Annotated in this window: 1 protein-coding gene; it reads right to left on the reverse strand. The window is 58.4% G+C overall.

Annotation, left to right across the window (positions count from 1 at the left end; all coding sequences use genetic code 11):
* Positions 1 to 16: 16 nt before the first annotated feature.
* Positions 17 to 963, reverse strand: a protein-coding gene (locus FHX14_RS32765) for an IS630 family transposase (protein WP_184381272.1) whose coding sequence is annotated in 2 segments (ribosomal slippage) — positions 17 to 624 and positions 624 to 963 — 948 coding nt in all. Because the reading frame shifts where the segments join, the coding sequence is not laid out codon by codon here.
* Positions 964 to 1055 lie beyond the last annotated feature (92 nt).

A 1055-nucleotide genomic window follows, 5' to 3' on the forward strand; every position in this document is an offset into this window, starting at 1 on the left:
TTAGAGCGGAATCCGATCATATTGCATCGTATCCAGCTGCAGCGAAATAGTTCTGGCACTCGTTTGGGGTGAAGAGGTTGAGTAACCGGCCTATGGTTGTCCAGAGGCCGCCGATGGAGCGCTCGGCGGCCTTGCGTAGCAGAGCCTTGAGTTTTGAGAACGCGTTTTCGATGGGGTTGAAATCCGGACTGTATGGCGGGAGGTATTCGAGCCTCGCGCCGACGCTCTCGATCATTTCCCGCACCCTTGGCCCCTTGTGGCTGGACAGGTTGTCCATGACGATGACGTCGCCGGGTCGAAGCTCGGGCAGCAATACCTTCTCGACATATGTTTCGAAAATGATGCGGTTAACCGGTCTGTCGATGACGAAAGGAGCAATGAAGCCGCGTAACGTCAGCGCTCCGATGAAGGTTGTGGTTTTCCAATGACCATGAGGAACGCTGATGCGCAAGCGCTCGCCTCTTGCACATCGGCCATGGCGTCGCGCCATGTTTGTCGAAGCCCAGGTCTCGTCGATAAAGACGAGGCGCGCGGGGTCGAGGTCGATCTGACCGTCGAACCATTCCTGCCGCCGCTTCAGGATGTCGGGACGGTCTTGCTCCGAGGCGTGCGCACTCTTTTTTTACGCGTGATGCTGTGCCGGGCAAAGAAACGCTGGATCGTGCCGAAGCCGAAGAACAGTCCTTGTTCGGCAAGGCTACGCCGCACCTCTTCGATGGTCGCATCCTTGTCCGGACCCAAGGATTCGAGGATGGCATTCATGTGCGCATCAATGCGGGCGGAGCGCCGATCTCCGCCGAGAGCATGAGGCCGGGCATCGCCTCGTTCACGCTCAAGCTTGCGCCAGCGGCTGATGCTGGCGGCGCTCACCTCAAAACGTTCAGCCGCCGCCCGATGCGACAAGCCCTGCGAAACCGCAGCAAGAGCACGCACCCGCAAATCCATCGATAAAGCCTTCGACATATCCGCCGCCTCCATCCGGCGGCTCCTATTGAATCAGCCAAATCATGATTTGAATAGCCAGTGCGATTCAGTCAGATCGGGTGCCGCTCTAG

It is taken from the genome of Rhizobium sp. BK619 (genome assembly GCF_014195245.1).
In the GTDB taxonomy this organism is placed as follows: Bacteria; Pseudomonadota; Alphaproteobacteria; order Rhizobiales; family Rhizobiaceae; genus Rhizobium; species Rhizobium acidisoli.